Consider the following 12151-nt stretch of genomic DNA (forward strand, 5'->3'; position numbering starts at 1 on the left):
CTGAATCCTCGACGAACGTGACAGTCTCGTCGAGCGGCACCCGGCCCGTGCGGATGTAATCCACCGTGACGTCCTCGAACCCGATCGACATGCCGCAGAAGAGGATCAGCTGGTCCGGGGGTGACAGGATCTCCGCGACGGTCTTGCGATACACCGACCACGCCATCTGAGGGCAACTGTGCAGCCCTTCGGCGCGCAGCAGCAGCATGACGGTCTGCAGATACATACCGACGTCGGCCCATTGGGGCCGGCCCAGGTCCCGGTCGATATAGCAGAACAGGGCGGCGGGCGCGCCGAAAGCCTGCCAATTGTCGGAAGCGGCCCTCTGGCGCGCCTCCCAGTCCTCGCGCGAAACACCGAGTGCGCTGTAGCGCTCCTTGCCGAAGCGGGATCGGCGCTCACGGTACGGGGACTTCAATGCCGATGGATACATCTCGTACTCCCGCTCGTCCCAAGGACCGCCTGCGACCACGCGCTTGCCGGCACGCTTCTTGAGCTCAGCCAGCGGCCCGCCGGTCAGCACGTAAGCGCGCCACGGCTGGAGGTTCGATCCGGACGGCGCCCAAGCCGCGGCGGACAGCACACGCTCCAGCACCTCCCTCGGGACAGGCCGGTCGGTGAATCCGCGCACCGCCCGTCGACTCGTGACCGCCTCATATACGTCCGTGATCGCTACCTCCCTATCCGCTGAACGTGCCAACCATCCCCCGCCACCTGCTCGGCGGATCGTGGAGTCCCCGCGGCTTCGGCTGCATCGTCGCCGCCCTCCGCGGACGCGGCGGGAATACCGGCGACCACAAGCGCCGCCGCGAATATGAGCGCCCCTGCGCGACGTCGGCGTTCACCCATAGGTCGGCCAGCAGTTCGGTGAGGGCGTGCTCGGCCTCATCCAGTAGCGCGTATTGGTTGCCGGTCACCCGTTCTTCTCTTCTTACAGTCCCTGTTCTGGCCCGAAGGGTGGGCGCTATCTCGTGCTGGTCGTGAACCCTGCGGTCGTCGGGTCGCCGCCGGTGCCGGCCACGATGGACATGGGCAGGCTGACCACGGCCGCTCCTGCGGCCACGTTCCCGACCGTGGACTAGGCCACGTCGAACAGGCCGATGGTCTCGCCGCCGATCATGCCCAGGGCCGCGCTCGCGGCCGCCCGGACGCCGCCACGACTGGCGGATGGGATCACGGGCAGCCTCAGACCATTCGCCCTCAGGGCAACCTGAGTTGCAGTTTCATACTCAGCCACCTAGGTTGTGATGACATACCCAGCTCTCAGGAGGAGTGACCCATGGACATCCAGAACGCCGTCGCCCTGGTGACGGGCGCCAATCGCGGCCTGGGGCGGCACCTGGCCGCCGAACTGCTCGGCCGCGGGGCCCGCAAGGTCTACGCCGCGGCCCGGCGTCCCTCGACCGTCGACCTCCCGGGAGTCGTGCCGCTGCAGCTGGACATCACCGACCCCGCCTCGGTGGCAAACGCGGCGGCGGTCGCGTCGGACACCACGCTGCTGATCAACAACGCCGGCGTCAGCACGAACGCCGGTCTGATCCACGGCGACATCGCGGACATCAGGCTGGAGATGGAGACGAACTTCTTCGGCTCTCTCGGCGTCACCCGCGCCTTCGCCCCTGTCATCACCGCCAACGGAGGTGGTGCGGTGCTCAACATCCTTTCCGTCCTGTCCTGGGCGCACTACCCGCGGCACGGCGGGTACAGCGCGGCCAAGGCCGCCGAGTGGGGGATGACCAACGTGATCCGGCAGGAACTGGCGCCCGCCGGCATCGACGTGACAGCGCTGCACGTCGGCTACATGGACACGGACATGGCCGAACATGCCGACAGGTCGGAAAAGGTCGACCCCGCCTGGGTGGCGGGCCTGGCCCTGGACGGCGTCCAGACGCGAGCCCTCGAAGTGATCGCCGACGACAGGAGCCGCGCCGTCAAGGCCGCTCTCTCCGGCGGGCTGGACCGGCTCTACCCCGCACTCCCCGTGGCACACTGAGTAGGAAAACGCGACGTAGGAAAACACGACGCAGAAGGAGGTCGTCGGTATGGCCACCCCCCATCTCGGCCAGAAGGCAGAGCCGGTCTGCTCGATCGCCCGCGCGCTCGACGTCGTGGGCGACAGGTGGACCCTGCTGATCCTGCGCGACTCCGCCCTCATGGATGTGACCCGCTTCGCCGACTTCAGGGAACGGCTCGGCATCGCTCCCGACATGCTCAGCAGCCGCCTGGGCGCTCTCGTGGACGCGGGCGTCATGGAGAAGCGGCCGTACCGCGAGCCGGGCACCCGGACCAGGTACAGCTATCACCTGACGCCCGCCGGCGAGCAACTGCGTCTGATCCTCGCCGCGCTGCAGCAATGGGGCGAGGAGAACAGGCCGCTCCCCACGGGTCCGAGCGCGCTGAGGCGTTCGGCGGACCGCGGAAGGCCGGTCCGCGTCGCCTTCGTCGACGACGCGGATGTCGTCATCCCCTCGGACGAGGTGCTCTTCACTCTGGCGGCCTCCGCCTCCTGATCGCGCCCCAGGGGTGAGGTTTGTCTGCCTGCGGATGGCGCAGGGTGATCACCTGATCATCACCCAGCTCGGCGCCGTTCCCGATCTCGGCCCCCGTCTCCTGCATGATCTGCCCCGTCACCAGGCTGGCTGGGCCCTGCAGACCCTGGCCCGCGCCGCTCAGACCTATCCCGAGGCCGGTGACTGGTTCGCCGACATTCTGCGCGAGAATCGACCCCCGGTTCCAGCTGGCCATCATCACTGCTGCAAGAACCCCGGCCGCCGATGTGCTGGATCGCCGCCTCGCTTACCTGATCCGCACACCCCCGGCCTACCTGCCGGCCTTCTGGGCCGCCTCCTCCTGACGCCAGCTCGACCGCCGGAACCCGCCACCGAGCGTCATCGCGGGTCGCCGTAACCAGGTGATGGCCGCGCTCGCCCGTCGCCTGGCCACGCGGCGGCAGGTCATCCGCGCGATCGGCCGACTCACCGCTCGAGAGGCGTGACCGTGGGCGCCACGGGAGTCGTCCTGGGCGAAGGCGACACTGTGGGATGCGGATCGCAGCGGCCGGACTCCCCGGCAGGCCCCGGTACCCCCCGGCGACGAGCGCGCCGCCACTGTTCCAACGGCGGCGCCGAACAGGCCGAGTGCCTCGCCGGAGGCTGGTTCACGCCTCTCTCCGCCTTACGTACGGACTACCGCCACAGCGCAGCGAGCGTTGCGCAGAACGCCGCGGCTGACCGAGCCGAGCAGCATCGAACGGATGGCACCACGCCCGTGCGAGCCGACCACGATCAGGTTGCAATGGATGGAGGCGTCGGCGAGTGCCTCGACTGGGTCGGCGCAGCGCACATCCTCCACGTTGGGCACCTCCGGGTACCGCTCGCGCCATGGGGCGAGCCGGTCCGCCGCGACCCGGGTCCGGGCGGCGCGGACCTCGTTCATGTCGTAGGCGATTCCGGAGGCACGAACCCCCAGTTGCCAGGCGTGGACCGCACGCAGTCGGCTATCGCGCAGCCTGGCCTCCTCGAACCCGTAGCCGAGTGCGGCGTCGTCAGCTTCGGAGCCCTCGATGCCCACCACGATCTCCCGGTGCGGGACACTCTGTTCGGGGCGCACCACCACGACCGGGCAATGCGTGTGCCCGGCCACGTGGAGGGGCACCGAACCGAGCACCGTGCCAACGTGCCCGCCGAGCCCTCTGCTGCCGAGGACGATCTCGGTGGCGTCTTTGGCCTGCTCGCGCAACACCACCACGGGGTTGTCTTCGATGAGCTGGGTGGTGACATCGAGGTCCGGTTGCCGAGAACGCACGGTGGCCTCGGCCTCCGCCAGTATTTCGCCCCCGGCCTTGGCCGGGGCATCGTGCAAGTCGGGGGCAGCGAACCTTGAAGCGTCATCCGGCCGGCGATGGACCGCCGTAACGATTCGCAGCGGCGCACGCATCCTGAAGGCGTCATCGGCGGCCCACTTCACCGCGGCCGTGGCGGTCGTCGAGCCGTCAGCACCTACAACGATCAGTCCAGACATGGTGCCCCCTCCTTCCCCCATTTGACCTCACCTGGGCGCGATATCCCAGGTCCACAGGTCCTGGATGACCTGCGTGAGGCCGCGGTTGAGGAGGGACGTGCGGCTTGACCACGGTCTGCAGGACGTAGCGCGCCGAGGTGGGGCCGGCCCCCTCGAATGCCCGGTTCCTCAAAGGAGGTAGGTAAAGCGGTGTGGACGTTGACGAGGCTCGGGAGCCGGACGGCCCCAGATCCAGGTACGGGCGCGGGCGTTGAGCTGGGTCGTCTCTACGGTAGTGGCGTAGGCGATCTCGCTGGGGTCGGCGAAGGTCTGCCCGGCTAAGGCCTGACGTCGAAACAGGTGCCACCAGGCTTCTTGCAGGTTGAGCGAGGCCGGGTCTGCTGACCCGGTGTGACAGTGAGTCAACTTGACCCGCCAGTGACCGTACGTTGCGCGCGGTTTGCGGAGCGCTGCCCCAGAGAGGGACAACGTCTTCATAGCGTCGGTTGTGTGCCGAAGTTGACAGCAACCGTCGGATGCGTCGCGCTGGCGGCACTCGCCCTGACCGCCTGCGTCCCCGACTCGCGCCAGAATGTGGTGGCGGCCGGCGACATCGCCACCATCCGCGGTTCTGGCTCGTCGGCGCAGCTGGGCGCGATGAACGCGTGGCGCTCTGACTTTCACAAGGCTTATCCCGGAGTACGGATCGACTACCAGGCCAACGGCTCGGACGCGGGGGTGCGCGACTTCATCAACGGCGTGACCGTGTTCGCCGGCTCCGACATGCCGCTGAAGCCCGAAGAGCAGGTGCTGGCGGACAAGCGCTGCGGCAGCAGGGCACTTCACCTGCCGATGGTGGTGGGCCCGATCGCCGTGGCCTACAACCTGCCGTCGGCGCCCGGCCTCAAGCTCTCGCCCGCCACCATGACCGGCGTGTTCAATGGAAGGATCACCAAGTGGGACGCCCGTGAGATCGTCGCAGACAACCGGGGCGCCCGCCTGCCTCACACGGACATCAAGGTCCTCTACCGCTCTGACAACTCGGGCACCAGCCACAACTTCACCGCCTACCTGAGGGTGGCGGGCGGCTGGCCGTACAAGCCGTCAGGCACGTGGCCCGCGCCGGGCCGCGGCGTCGAAAGCTCCGGCGGCATCGTCAACGCCGTCCAGGAGACCGAAGGCTCGATCGGTTACCTGGAGTACGGCTTCGCCAGCGATGCCAAGTTGCAGATCGCGAAGGTGCGGAACGGCGCGGGCGAGTTCGTCGCGCTGACACCCGAGAGCGCGAGCAGGAGCCTCAGCGGCGCCAAGGTGGTCGGCGAGAATGGCGACCTGGTCATGAGGCTGGACTACAGGACCAAGAAGACGGGCGCGTACCCGATCATCCTGGTCACCTACGAGATCGCCTGTCACGAGGGCTCGGACCCGCAGCTGCGCAACTTCCTCCGCTACACCGCCGGCAACGCGGGCCAGTCGTACCTGTCCCTGTTCGGCTACGCCCCGCTGCCCCCCGAAGTGATCGTCAGGGTACGCGCCCAGATCGCCGCCATGACATAGCTCCGCTCCTGACAGGGCCTCCGTCGTCCGGATCGACGACTGCCAACCGCCAGGTGAGCAAGGCAGGCCCTGGTTCGGTTCAGCCGGACGGTTTCAGACGACGGAGCTGGACTGGTTGATGATCGCGGCTCTGCTGCTCGTGCGATTCCTTCTGTGAAGCCGGGTGGGACGAACGGCCATCCTGGCCGCTCTGCGTCAGCGCGTCCGGTTGGATGAGTGGATCGGAGTGTCTCGGAGTTCTCTGCGCGAGCTGATGCCGAGCTTGCCGAAGACCTTACTGAGATGCCACTCGACGGTGCGGGCGCTGATGTACAGCTCGGCGCCGATCTCGGTGTTGGTGCGGCCGTCCTTCGCCATCCGGGCGATCTGCTCCTCCTGCGGGGTGAGGTCGTCGGCGGTGTCGGCGGTGCGCTTGCGGACCTTCTCCCCGGTCGCCAGCAGTTCGTGCCTGGCTCGTTCTGCGAAGCCGTCGGCGCCCATCTCGACGAACTCCTCGAACGCCTGCTTCAGGTGCCGGCGCGCGTCCACCCGGCGGCGTTCGCGGCGCAGCCACTCGCCGTACACCAGCCGGGTCCTGGCCAGTTCGAACCTCAGGCGAGTCCGGCTGAGGTGGTCGACAGCCTCGGCGTAAAACCGGTCGGCCTCGTCTCCGCCGCTGACGAGGGCGCGGGCGCGGGCTTGCAGGCCGGTCGCCCACTCCAGTTCGGAGCCCGCGGTGTACGTCCCGAGACGGGCGAGGGCCGCTTCCGCGATCGCGGTCGCGCCGCTGCGCACCGCGGCCTCGACCAGATCGGGCAGCGCCTGGGCGGTGAACGGGCCGAGGTCGCCGCTCGCGGCCCGCTCGGCGGCGGCCGTCGCCTCGGCGTAGTGCCCCAAGCCCAGGTGGAGCAGTGCCGTGGCGCGCTCGGTGAAGTACAGGCCGAGCCCTTCGCCGCGCGCGGTGGCCTCGGCGGCCGCCTCCGTGAGCAGCGGCAACGCTTCCGCCGCGTGCCCCTGGTAGGCAAGGAGGAAGAAGTCTCCGTAGGAGGCCCTGCGGGTGCCGGTGGCCTCCTTGACCGTCGACTCCTCCAGACCCAGCTCCTTGGCGTGCGCCACGTCGCCCCGCCACAGCGCGATGACCCGGCGGACGTTGAGTGCGTTGATGAGCGGTACGAGTGCGCCGCTGGCGCGGGCCAGTTCGGCGTGCCGGGCGTTCGACGCCTCCCAGCGGTCGTCATCCCACAGCGACAACGCGGCGTTCGCGACCAGCACACCGTAGCGCAACCACAGGTCGGGCGGCACCGTGTCGTCGAGGAACCCGGTGACCGCTTCGCGCAGCAGCGGGCGCCCGGCCTCGGTCCCGCTGGTGATGAGGGCGGCCAGGCCGTCGAGAAGATGGTCGGCAGCGGTCGGCGTGCCGGGTGCGGGTGGCGTCGTGCGAGCGGCGGCGGAAACGGCGGCCAGATCGCCGCCGGCAGCCGCGAGGCGACCGGCGACGAGGGCTGCGCTCCAGGCGTCGAGCAAGGTGTGCCGGGCGAGCCTGCCGTCCAGGGGCTCAAGCCTCTGGGCGGCGCGCAGCAGCGCCGCCGGTGCTTCTCGTCCGGAGTGGGCGGCGCGGTCGGTGAGTCCGCGGATCAGGTGGATCCGGGCGCCCTGCAGATCGTCGACCGGGAGGGCTTCGGCTCTGGCGAGCAGGCCGAGCGCGGACTCGAAGTCGCCCGCGTTGAGGCCGGCCTGGGCCGCGGCCAGCGTGCGCTCGATCTTCAGGCCTGGGTCCGTGGTCAGCTCGGAGGAGCGCCGCAGGAGCGCCGCCGCGGCCGCGATCCCGCCGCGGGACTCCACCCCCTCGGCGACGTCGGCGAGTTCGGCGGCGAGCCGGTCGTCCGGACCGGCCGCCGCCACGGCCAGATGCCACACCCGGCGCTGCCGATCGCTGCCGCTGTCCAAGGCATCGGCGAGCGCGCGATGTACGGTACGGCGGGCCTCACCGCCGCCTGCGGCGTAGGCGGCCGAGCGCACCAGCGGGTGCCGGAATCGGACGCTTCGGCCGATCTCAACGAGTTGCGCCTCCTGCGCCGGGGCCGCCTGCTGTGGTCCGAGGCCGAGGCCGTTCGCGGCGCGCCAGAACAGGGCTGCGTCACCGGTGGGGTCGGCCGCCGCCAGCAGGAGCAGCAGCCGGGTGGAGTCGGGCATGGCGCGGATGCGTTGCTCGAATCGGTCCTGCAGGGCGCCGGTTCCGACCGCTGGGAGGGCGAACCCGCCGAGGAGTTCGGCCCGGCCGCTGCGGGAAAGCTCCAGCAGGGCCAGGGGGTTGCCGCGGGTCTCGGCCACGATGCGGTCGGCGATCCGGGCGTCGAGCCGACCCGGGGTCGTCGCGGCCAGGAGCGCCCGGGCGTCCGCTTCGCCCAGGCCGCCGACGGTCAAGGCCGGGAGGCCGGCCAGGAGCGTGTCCTGGTTCGGCTCCCTGACGGCGAAGACCAGGAGGACCGATTCGGCGAGCAGACGCCGGGCGACGAACCCGAGCACCTGTAGGGTGGCCACGTCGAGCCATTGGGCGTCGTCGATGAGGCAGACGAGCGGCCGCTCCGCGGCCGTCTCCGCGAGCAGGCTCAGCACCGCCAGGCCGAGGACGAGCTTGCCGGGGGTCACTCCGGTGGTGTTGCCGAACGCCACGTCCAGCGCCTGCCGCTGGGGCACCGGGAGCGCGCCGGCCGAGGCGAGCATGGGGGCGCAGAGTTGGTGGAGGGCGGCGAACGGCAGGTCGAGTTCCCATGTCCGGCATCGGAGAAGATCCGCAGGCGCGCGTTCGGCAGGTGGTCGGCGAGCACCTGGGAGTTGACCGTCGGGATCATCGTGTCGTTGTCGCCTGCGGCCACCAAGGTGGGCTGCGTGATCCCGGCGAGGCGGGCGAGCCGGCTCGGATCCGGGATGCCCCACTCGACGATCGCGTCGTACTGGGCGCGGGCGGCCTCGGGACCGGTGGGCTTGTCGGGATTCTCGGTCCGGCTGAAGACGCGCTGAGCGTACTGCATGCCGAGCGCGCGGCTGGTCTCGGTGACGCCGAAGAAGATGTGCAGGAGTTCGTCGAGGCCGGCCTCCGCCTGGTTCGCGACGCGCTCGATGTCGAGAGTCCAGCCGTGCATCTGCTTGCCGCCTCGGGGACCGGTCCCGGCCAGAACGATCCGTCTGACCCCGCGCGGCCGGAGCAGGGCGATCTCCTGGGCGACCATGCCGCCGAGTGAAAACCCGAGCAGGTCGACCCGAGCGAGGTCCAGCGCGTCGAGGAAGGCGATGACGTCCCTGGCCATCCGCGTCACCGTGACGGGCACCTGGCCCGAGGACAGCCCGACCCCGGTGTTGTCGAGCAGGATCACCTCGCGGCCCGCGGCGAGCGTGTCGACCAGGATGGGGTCCCAGTTGTCGAGGTTGCCGCGGAAATGCTGGAGGAACAGCAGGAGCGGCGCGCCCGTGCCGGCGACGCCGAAGCGGCGGTAGGCGTAGGTCACGCCGTTGGCGGCGGTGACGTCGAGGATGGGTGCGGTGAGCTGGGTGAGCTCCTGGCCACGGAAGAGAGTGCTCATGATGAGGTCCGTCCTTATCGAGGGAGTTCGTCGCCGTGGTGCTCGGCGACCATGTAGGCCGCGTACCACTCCGGCCAGTTCTCGTCGTAGGCGCCGCCGTTGTGCGCTTCGTGCTCGCCATGGGCGACCGCCGCCCTCTTGAGCGCTTCGACCAGGTCGTTCAGCGACGCGTACGCCGTGGCGGCGGTGTCGACGCGCCCGGGGAACCGGATCGTCACCTCCTGGATCAGGTACGCGTTGCCGTCCGGGTCGCGGAAGGTCGCGAAGGATCCGTAGCTGGCGCGGTCGGTCGCGGGACCGTCGGCCTGGCCGTCCGGGATCTGCCCGAACTGGGCTCCCGGGGCTTGCGGGTGGAAGATCTCACTGACGTCGGCGCCGAGAGCCACGAGCTGGTCCCGGGCCGCGGCGATGTCCGAGACCACCAGGTAGATGCCTTCAGCGGTGCCGGGCCGCTGGTTGGTGATCAGGGTGCCGAACTGGATGGACGCGGGGGAACCTGGAGGCGTCACCTGGACGACGCGAAAGCCGTTGTCGAAGGCGAAGTCGGCGTCGAGACGCCAGCCGAGGTCTTGATAGAACCGCTTCGAGCGGTCGACATCGGAGACGGGGATCACGACGGCTTCGAGCTTCAGGTCCGCCTGCGTCGTGGCGGTCGGCTCGGTGGCGTGCGTGGTGCTGGTCATGGTTTTCACCTTTCAGTGTTGGTGCGGTGGCGGTCCCACCAGTCGAGGACCAGGGCTGCGTAGGTCTTCGGGGCCTCTTCCCAGACGAAGTGGCCCGCGTCGACGATGTCGAGGCTGCTGTTGGGCAGCCGGGCGGCGAGGAACTCGCCGTGCGCGGGCGGGACGACCTGGTCCCGCTCCGGAGCGATGATCCGGACCGGCGTCCGGATAGCCGGGAGCACCTGCTCCAGGGCTCTGAGCTCGGTCGGGTAGGTGCGGACGTACCGCATCGACTCGGCGAAGCGGCGCCCGCCGTACGACGCGAGATAGTCCTCTCGCACGTGATCCCCGAGCGGTGCCGCCGGGAAGACGTTGTCCAAGGTCGTCTGCATGACGGCATGCGCGTTCTGCTCGTACCAGGTGATATCGGGGTCCGACACCCAGCTCGCGAGCGGCTCGCCGAGTTCGAGGTCGGCGGACGCCCCGCCACTGCCTATGACGACGCTGTGGAAGCGGTCCGGCTGTTGCGCCGCCGCGAACAGGGAGGCGCTGGTGCCGATGTCCGGGCCGACGATATGCACCTTGTCCAGCCCGAGCGCGTCCAGAATCTTGTGTACGAACGCGCCCGCGGTGCGCGGGGTGAGCACGTCCGGATGGCCTTGCGACTGTCCGAAACCGGGCAGGTCGACGGCCACGATGTGAACATCGGCCGCCAATTCCGCCCAAGTGGGCTCGAAGGCATACACGCTCTCGGGCCAGGGGCTGAGCAGGAGCGCGTGCGTGTCGCGTCGCTCGCTCTCGGCGTAGCGGACGGTGAGCCCGTCCACGGTGACGGTCTTGGGTTTGATGGGCGAGTCGTTCATGCCCGCTCCTTCGGAAGCTCTTGGAGGTGTTGCGGTAGTGCTGTCAGCCTCGTCCTGCGGCGATGTCGTCGCACCAGGGATAACCCCTGGCCCAACCCCCAGGGACACGTGGGAGTCACAGGTGCGAGGCCCCGGGGACGTGCGACAGGGTCGGAGAACAAGACGACACGAGCGAAGGTGCACGGACATGAGCGAGCCCAGGGGATGCGATGTCGTGGTGATCGGCTTGGGCCCCGGCGGTGAGCACGTGGCCGGGAGCCTGGCCAGGGCCGGGCTGTCGGTCGTGGGCGTGGACGAACGCCTGGTCGGCGGTGAGTGCCCCTACTTCGGATGCGTCCCGACCAAGATGATGATCGCGGCGGCCGACAAGCTGCGCACGGCCCGGCAAGTCGAAGGTCGCGCCGGATCGGCGGCCGTAACTCCGGACTGGAAGCCGGTCGCGGACCGGATCCGCGACGAGGCCACCGACGACTGGAACTCTGCCGGCCTCCCTGGCGGTGCTCGGCGGGGGCGCGATCGGCTGCGAGATCGCGCAGGTGTTCGCCGCCTTCGGCGTGGAGGTGACCGTGATCGAGGCCGCCGACCGGTTGCTCGCGGTCGAGGAACCGGAGGCCTCCGCGGCGGTGGCGAAGGCGTTCGCGGCCGAGGGCATCACAGTGCGCACCTCGGCGCGGGGCCGAGTGGGTCGAGCACGACGGCGACGGCTTCCGCATCCTGCTCGCCGACGGCACCGTCACGGCCGAGCGGCTGCTGGTCGCCGCGGGCCGGCACAACAACCTGCGCGATCTCGGCCTGGAGCACGTCGGTCTGGATCCGCAGGCGCGGGTGCTGGACCCGGACGAGCGGATGCGGGTGGCCGAGGGCGTCTGGGCCATCGGCGACATCACCGGCAAGGGCGCGTTCACGCACATGTCGATGTACCAGGCCGACGTGGTGATCAGAGACCTCACCCGCGCCGACGGCCCGTGGGCCGACTACCGGGCGGTCGGTCGCGTCACCTTCACCTCCCCCGAGGTCGGCTCGGTCGGGTTGACCGAGGCCGCGGCCCGCGAACGCGGTATCGACGTCCGGACGGCGACCGGCGATCTGGGGACCCGCGGCTGGATCGCCGAGGAGTCTGGCCCGATCAAGCTGGTCGCGGACGCGGAGCGGGGCGTGCTCATCGGCGGCACCGTCGTCGGAAGCTCAGGGGGCGAGGTGCTCGCCGCGCTCGTGACCGCGATCCACGCGGAGGTCCCTATCAGGAGCCTGGCCGAGATGCACTTCGCCTACCCGACCTTCCACCGCGCGCTCCAGCCCGTCCTCCGCGCCCTGACCTGATGTGTTTCGTCCGGCGGTGGGCTTCGGGTAGGACGGACGCAAGGTCCCTCGACCAGAGGCCCATAGCGACCTCGCTGCTGAGCGGGCACGTTGCGATTCGGTGTTCGCCGAGAAGATCAGCAGCCGGATCCAAGCATCGTGAAACCTATTCTGACCTGGCAGGTAGCAGGCGTGCAGGGAGATGCCCGCT

Annotated in this window: 12 protein-coding genes and 2 pseudogenes; 6 read left to right on the top strand and 8 right to left on the bottom strand. The window is 69.8% G+C overall.

Annotated features, from left to right (window positions below):
• Nucleotides 1-595: nitroreductase (locus AC3EO4_RS38185; RefSeq protein WP_431900297.1), on the bottom strand; the 595-nt coding region annotated here is incomplete at its 3' end.
• A gap of 684 nt (nt 596-1279) precedes the next feature.
• Here AC3EO4_RS38185 and AC3EO4_RS38190 point away from each other — a divergent pair.
• Together AC3EO4_RS38190 and AC3EO4_RS38195 are read left to right on the top strand one after the other, a co-directional pair.
• The gene (locus tag AC3EO4_RS38190) at nt 1280-1993 is read left to right on the top strand and encodes an SDR family oxidoreductase (RefSeq protein ID WP_379575589.1); all 714 of its coding nucleotides are present in this window, start codon (nt 1280-1282) and stop codon (nt 1991-1993) included.
• 49 nt (nt 1994-2042) lie between these two features.
• Complete coding sequence (locus tag AC3EO4_RS38195; RefSeq protein WP_431900299.1) at nt 2043-2510, top strand: winged helix-turn-helix transcriptional regulator; 468 nt, start codon at nt 2043-2045, stop codon at nt 2508-2510.
• On the opposite strand, the gene AC3EO4_RS38200 is transcribed toward AC3EO4_RS38195, so the two are convergent.
• Nucleotides 2485-2748, bottom strand: a complete 264-nt coding sequence (locus tag AC3EO4_RS38200) for a hypothetical protein (RefSeq protein ID WP_431900300.1) — start codon at nt 2746-2748, stop codon at nt 2485-2487. The two genes, AC3EO4_RS38195 and AC3EO4_RS38200, sit on opposite strands and share 26 nt — an antisense overlap.
• A gap of 426 nt (nt 2749-3174) precedes the next feature.
• Nucleotides 3175-4020: a universal stress protein gene (locus AC3EO4_RS38205; RefSeq protein ID WP_431900302.1), complete on the bottom strand. Its 846-nt coding sequence runs from the start codon at nt 4018-4020 to the stop codon at nt 3175-3177.
• 489 nt (nt 4021-4509) lie between these two features.
• Between AC3EO4_RS38205 and pstS the strand changes: the two genes are divergently transcribed.
• Entirely contained in the window at nt 4510-5556 is a 1047-nt protein-coding gene (gene pstS / locus AC3EO4_RS38210; RefSeq protein ID WP_431900304.1) for a phosphate ABC transporter substrate-binding protein PstS, read from the top strand.
• A gap of 195 nt (nt 5557-5751) precedes the next feature.
• Here the strand turns inward: pstS and AC3EO4_RS38215 are convergent, their stop codons facing one another.
• The 4 genes from AC3EO4_RS38215 to AC3EO4_RS38230 are packed head-to-tail and all read right to left on the bottom strand — an operon-like array spanning nt 5752 to nt 10641.
• Nucleotides 5752-8259: a LuxR C-terminal-related transcriptional regulator gene (locus tag AC3EO4_RS38215; RefSeq protein WP_431900306.1), complete on the bottom strand. Its 2508-nt coding sequence runs from the start codon at nt 8257-8259 to the stop codon at nt 5752-5754.
• Nucleotides 8181-9116 carry an alpha/beta fold hydrolase gene (locus tag AC3EO4_RS38220; RefSeq protein WP_431900308.1) on the bottom strand — a complete coding sequence of 312 codons (936 nt, stop codon included), beginning with the start codon at nt 9114-9116 and terminating at the stop codon, nt 8181-8183. The genes AC3EO4_RS38215 and AC3EO4_RS38220 overlap by 79 nt, the downstream gene beginning before the upstream one ends.
• A gap of 14 nt (nt 9117-9130) precedes the next feature.
• Entirely contained in the window at nt 9131-9799 is a 669-nt protein-coding gene (locus AC3EO4_RS38225; RefSeq protein WP_431900310.1) for a VOC family protein, read from the bottom strand.
• A gap of 5 nt (nt 9800-9804) precedes the next feature.
• Nucleotides 9805-10641: an alpha/beta fold hydrolase gene (locus AC3EO4_RS38230; protein ID WP_431900312.1), complete on the bottom strand. Its 837-nt coding sequence runs from the start codon at nt 10639-10641 to the stop codon at nt 9805-9807.
• A 187-nt stretch (nt 10642-10828) separates the two neighbouring features.
• Here AC3EO4_RS38230 and AC3EO4_RS38235 point away from each other — a divergent pair.
• Together AC3EO4_RS38235 and AC3EO4_RS38240 are read left to right on the top strand one after the other, a co-directional pair.
• Nucleotides 10829-10981: pseudogene (locus AC3EO4_RS38235) on the top strand (FAD-dependent oxidoreductase); the annotation flags it as partial.
• 157 nt (nt 10982-11138) lie between these two features.
• Nucleotides 11139-11255, top strand: a pseudogene (locus AC3EO4_RS38240) (NAD-binding protein); the annotation flags it as partial.
• A gap of 37 nt (nt 11256-11292) precedes the next feature.
• On the opposite strand, the gene AC3EO4_RS38245 reads toward AC3EO4_RS38240, so the two are convergent.
• Nucleotides 11293-11442, bottom strand: coding sequence for a hypothetical protein (locus AC3EO4_RS38245; protein ID WP_431900449.1), 150 nt, complete (start codon nt 11440-11442; stop codon nt 11293-11295).
• Between the two features lie 24 nt (nt 11443-11466).
• Here AC3EO4_RS38245 and AC3EO4_RS38250 point away from each other — a divergent pair, with 24 nt between their 5' ends.
• Nucleotides 11467-11961 (top strand): hypothetical protein, encoded by a 495-nt coding sequence (locus tag AC3EO4_RS38250; RefSeq protein WP_431900314.1) that lies wholly within the window; start codon nt 11467-11469, stop codon nt 11959-11961.
• The last annotated feature ends 190 nt before the right edge of the window (nt 11962-12151 follow it).

It is taken from the genome of Nonomuraea sp. bgisy101 (assembly GCF_057708945.1).

What these genes read in the sequence shown, in the direction of transcription:
- AC3EO4_RS38195 (WP_431900299.1), top strand. Translation starts at nt 2,043, where the DNA reads ATGGCCACCCCCCATCTCGGCCAGAAGGCAGAGCCGGTCTGCTCGATC.
- AC3EO4_RS38225 (WP_431900310.1), bottom strand. Translation starts at nt 9,799, where the DNA reads ATGACCAGCACCACGCACGCCACCGAGCCGACCGCCACGACGCAGGCG.
- AC3EO4_RS38190 (WP_379575589.1), top strand. Translation starts at nt 1,280, where the DNA reads ATGGACATCCAGAACGCCGTCGCCCTGGTGACGGGCGCCAATCGCGGC.
- AC3EO4_RS38220 (WP_431900308.1), bottom strand. Translation starts at nt 9,116, where the DNA reads ATGAGCACTCTCTTCCGTGGCCAGGAGCTCACCCAGCTCACCGCACCC.
- AC3EO4_RS38205 (WP_431900302.1), bottom strand. Translation starts at nt 4,020, where the DNA reads ATGTCTGGACTGATCGTTGTAGGTGCTGACGGCTCGACGACCGCCACG.
- AC3EO4_RS38200 (WP_431900300.1), bottom strand. Translation starts at nt 2,748, where the DNA reads ATGATGGCCAGCTGGAACCGGGGGTCGATTCTCGCGCAGAATGTCGGC.
- AC3EO4_RS38230 (WP_431900312.1), bottom strand. Translation starts at nt 10,641, where the DNA reads ATGAACGACTCGCCCATCAAACCCAAGACCGTCACCGTGGACGGGCTC.
- AC3EO4_RS38215 (WP_431900306.1), bottom strand. Translation starts at nt 8,259, where the DNA reads ATGCTCGCCTCGGCCGGCGCGCTCCCGGTGCCCCAGCGGCAGGCGCTG.